This is a genomic window from Flavobacterium sp. ACAM 123 (assembly GCF_000264055.1).
Classification (GTDB): domain Bacteria; phylum Bacteroidota; class Bacteroidia; order Flavobacteriales; family Flavobacteriaceae; genus Flavobacterium.
In genome coordinates this window covers 1-4,425 of the sequence record NZ_AJXL01000172.1, presented here as the reverse complement: position 1 = coordinate 4,425, position 4,425 = coordinate 1, and the positions used below count along the sequence as shown (strand labels likewise).

The following is a 4,425-nucleotide window of genomic DNA, read 5'->3' as shown; positions in this document are numbered from 1 at the left end:
GTTTTTTTATGCTATCATCAAGGTGACTTCTTCATTCAATTCTAATGGAACATCATGCTCAAAGAAAATTACTTTTCTGTCAAAAACAGCTTTTATTAAATAATGACTTCCTTTAAAGTAAGACTGTTTCACCACGGCTAACAACATTCCGTTGTCTACCACCGTTAACTGATGCGGATATAATAAAAGTATTTCGTCCTCTTCTCCTTCTTCCAAAGAAATTAAATTGGATGCTTTTAACTCATTCACTTCTCCAAAGAGAGAAGCCACATATTTATTAATAGGATTATTATATAAATTATAGGAATCTGCTTTATCAACCAGTTCTCCCTGTTGCAGGACAATAGTCTCATCAGCGAAAGAAAGAGCGTCCGTACTGTCATGTGTAGCAACAAGGCAGGTTACTTCATTTGATTTCAAATAAGCAAACAAATTTCTGCGGAGCGCATTTTTTCTAAAATTATCAATATGACTAAAAGGTTCATCCAGTAATAATATTTCAGGTTCTAAAGCGAGAACCCGAGCTAAAGCAACACGCTGTTGTTGTCCTCCGCTTAAATATTTTGTTTTCACATCCGCAAATTCAGTCATCTCAACGATTTCCAATAATTCGTTTATGCGTTCTTTTTTTCTTTCTGGAAATACATTAGAAAGAAATTTACCCACATTTTCAGCGACTGTTGTGTACGGCATCAAGTCAAAATCCTGAGATAAATATTTAATAAAAGGCATTCCCGGCACTAAATTGTATTTTGGTCCTAACACTTCCGTTTCTTTCCAGAAAATGTGACCTTCCTGTAAATCATGTAAACCGTAAATTAGTTTTAACAGCGTGCTTTTTCCGCAACCGCTCTCACCAATTATGGCAATATTCTGCCCTTTTTCAATAGTGAAATTAATATTATTTAGGACGGTTTTTTCAGTGTAGCCGAATGTGATGTTTTGAACTTGAAGCATTTTTATGGTAATGAAATTTTATAACTGCAAAGATAGATTTCTTTGGCAAAAAGAATTTAATGAAAGTGAAATTTATGTAAAAAAGAAAGCCGTCTCGTTATAAAAACGAAACGACCTTCTATGCATTTAGAAAGAATCCTATTTTAGTTTCCTGCTTCTACCTTAGCATCTTCACGCATTTTATCATTTGCTGTGATAGCAAACTCAACACGACGGTTTTGACTTCTTCCTTCTACCGTCTCATTTGATGCGATAGGATCAGCAATACCTAAACCAGTTACATGAAATCTAGCTGAACCTATTCCTTTACCTACTATGTAATTTCTAACTGATGCCGCTCTCTGTTTAGAAAGCTTTAAATTATAATCTGCAGGACCTGTAATATCAGTATATCCAAAGATCGTAATATCAGTGTCAGGATATTCCGTAAAAACAGGAACTAATTTATCTAGGTTCGCTTTTGCCGCTGCAGTAAGACTCGATTTATTAGTGTCAAAACGTACCGCATTTTCGTTTAATACCAATTGAATACCTTCTCCTACTCTTTTCACTTCGGCTCCCGGTATAGCCTCATCAATTTGTCTTGCTTGTTTGTCCATTTTATTACCAATCACTCCACCGGCAACTCCACCAACGACACCACCAAGGACAGCACCCATTGCTCCCTTACCACCTTTGCCTAAATTATTACCTAAAATACCTCCGATTATTGCGCCACTAGCTGCTCCAATTCCTGCTCCTCTTTGCTTATTATTTGTGTTTTTTAACGCTTCACAACTCGTAAATAACGTTCCCATTGCCATAAATAAAGCCAATGTTACTATAGAAATCTTTTTCATAATTGTTTTTTTTTTATTAATTAGTTTACTTTTTGAAATTGGTAAACAACATCGATTGATTTACCTCCAACATCTCCTTTGTCTACCAATTGAAATGAAGTTTCAGTTTGATTTGCAACGTTCAAAACGTAACCCTCTCTTACTTTTTTTGCTTTAATATCAGCATTCAAAACTTTCAAAACGAACTGACCGTCTCGATTTACAAACCAAGTAATTGGTGAGCTAAATGGAGCGCAATCCGCTTTTGTCAAAGCGATGTTACCTTTGTTATTATTAGAAACAAACTTCCAATTACTACCCACAAAACACTGCGAGTCTGCGATTTGAAAAGAGTTCACTTTGATATACTCTGAGCCAGGATAAGAAACAGAACTAATTACCCAGTTTCCTTTCATCGCTACTTGAGCTCCCTTATCTAATTTTGAATTTGTAATTGAATTTGACTTGCACGAAAATAACACTAAGGCTAATGCTGTTAAAAATAATATTTTTTTCATTTTATTTGGTTTTACGATTAAACTTAAACAAAGATACGATTGTAAGTAATTTTAACACTTTCAAAATTAAGTTATTTTGTTTCAAAATTAACAGTTACGCCAATTTGTCACTTTCATCTGAATTGGTATTCTATTTGAAAGTACGTAAAAAGATTGTAAAACTCTTTAAAAATTTTAAATATGACAACAGGAAAAATTAATGTTTCGGTAGAAAACATCTTCCCTTTAATAAAGAAGTTCCTATATAGTGACCACGAGATTTTTTTACGTGAATTGATTTCGAATGGGACTGATGCAACGTTAAAATTAAAGCACCTAACTAATATTGGCGAAGCCAAAGTAGAATACGGTAACCCAATTATCGAAGTGAAAATCGACAAAGAAGGAAAAAAACTTCACTTTATCGATCAAGGCATTGGTATGACTGCAGCTGAAGTGGAGAAATACATCAACCAACTTGCTTTTTCCGGTGCTGAAGAATTTTTAGAAAAATACAAAGATTCAGAGAAAGACTCTGCCAAAGATTCTGGTATCATTGGTCATTTTGGTCTTGGTTTTTATTCTGCCTTCATGGTCGCTGCAAAAGTGGAGATCATCACTAAATCATATAAAGATGAGCCTGCTGCCCATTGGACATGCGACGGAAGCCCTGAGTTCACCTTAGAGCCTGCTGACAAAACGACCAGAGGAACGGAGATCATTCTGCATATCGCCGAAGATTCTCTAGAATTTCTGGAAGAAGCTAAAATCACGCAGCTTTTAAACAAATACAACAAGTTCATGCCTATTCCAATTAAATTTGGAACAAAAACGGAGAAAATTGAACAAAAGAAGGGAGAATCTGTTGATACAGAAGATAAAGAAGAAACATACAAAAGCGTTGAGGTAGATAACATCATCAACAACCCAAATCCAGCTTGGACAAAATTACCAACTGAATTATCGGATGAGGATTATAAAAACTTCTATCATGAATTGTATCCAATGCAGTTTGAAGAGCCTTTATTTCATATTCACCTTAATGTTGATTATCCATTTAACCTAACTGGAATTTTATACTTCCCAAAATTAGGTTCTGACTTACAAATTCAGAAAGATAAAATTCAATTGTACCAAAATCAGGTTTATGTAACTGATAACGTAGAAGGAATTGTTCCTGAGTTTTTAACAATGCTAAAAGGAGTTATCGATTCACCAGATATTCCATTGAATGTATCGCGTTCTGGATTGCAAGCAGACGCTGCAGTAAAGAAAATTTCGAACTATATCACTCGTAAAGTGGCCGATAAATTGAAATCATTATTCACAGAAAACCGTGAAGATTTTGAGAAAAAATGGAACGATATCAAAATCGTTTTAGAATACGGAATGCTTTCTGAAGACAAGTTTTATGAAAAATCAGCGGCTTTCGTTTTATACCCTACCGTTGATAACAAATACTATACACTAGAGGAATTAAAGGAAAATCTAAAAGACAAGCAAACAGATAAAGACGGAAAACTAGTTGTTTTATACGCCGGTAATAAGGATGCTCAGCACTCTTACATCGAAATCGCACAAGAAAAAGGATATGAAGTTCTATTATTAGACTCTCCAATTATTTCTCACTTGATTCAAAAAATTGAAGGAGACAATAAAGAATTAACTTTTGTACGTGTAGATTCAGATCATATCGATAATTTAATCAAGAAAGAGGAAAACACGATTTCTAAATTATCTGAAGAAGAGCAGGAAGGTTTAAAAACAGTTTTAGAAACTATTGTTCCAAAACAAACCTATAGTGTACAACTCGAAGCTATGGACAGCCTAGCAGCTCCATTTATCATCACGCAGCCTGAATTCATGCGTCGAATGAAAGAAATGAATCAATCCGGCGGCGGCGGTGGAATGTTTGGAATGGGAAACATGCCTGACATGTATAATCTAGTAGTGAACACTAATTCACCATTAGCAACTACTATTCTAAATACTGCAGATAAATCCAGCCAAGAACACCTGATAAAGCAAGCGCTTGACTTAGCTAAACTATCTCAAAACTTACTTACAGGAGAATCATTAACTGCTTTTGTAAAGAGAAGTTTCGAAATGATTAAATAGTACAAGTATAATACTACACTAAAAGCTGTCCAACA

4 protein-coding genes are annotated in these 4,425 nt (G+C 34.7%); 1 reads left to right on the top strand and 3 read right to left on the bottom strand.

Translation table 11 applies throughout. The features are described 5' to 3' along the window. Window positions 1-6: 6 nt before the first annotated feature. From A3SG_RS0117595 to A3SG_RS0117585, 3 genes are all read right to left on the bottom strand, one after another. Window positions 7-957: an ABC transporter ATP-binding protein gene (locus A3SG_RS0117595; RefSeq protein WP_016991312.1), complete on the bottom strand. Its 951-nt coding sequence runs from the start codon at window positions 955-957 to the stop codon at window positions 7-9. Between the two features lie 143 nt (window positions 958-1,100). After that, window positions 1,101-1,796: an OmpA family protein gene (locus A3SG_RS0117590; RefSeq protein ID WP_016991311.1), complete on the bottom strand. Its 696-nt coding sequence runs from the start codon at window positions 1,794-1,796 to the stop codon at window positions 1,101-1,103. 20 nt (window positions 1,797-1,816) lie between these two features. Then, window positions 1,817-2,293 carry a lipocalin family protein gene (locus A3SG_RS0117585; protein WP_016991310.1) on the bottom strand — a complete coding sequence of 159 codons (477 nt, stop codon included), beginning with the start codon at window positions 2,291-2,293 and terminating at the stop codon, window positions 1,817-1,819. Window positions 2,294-2,473: 180 nt separating this feature from the next. Between A3SG_RS0117585 and htpG the strand changes: the two genes are divergently transcribed. Beyond that, window positions 2,474-4,390 (top strand): molecular chaperone HtpG, encoded by a 1,917-nt coding sequence (gene htpG / locus A3SG_RS0117575; protein WP_016991308.1) that lies wholly within the window; start codon window positions 2,474-2,476, stop codon window positions 4,388-4,390. The last annotated feature ends 35 nt before the right edge of the window (window positions 4,391-4,425 follow it).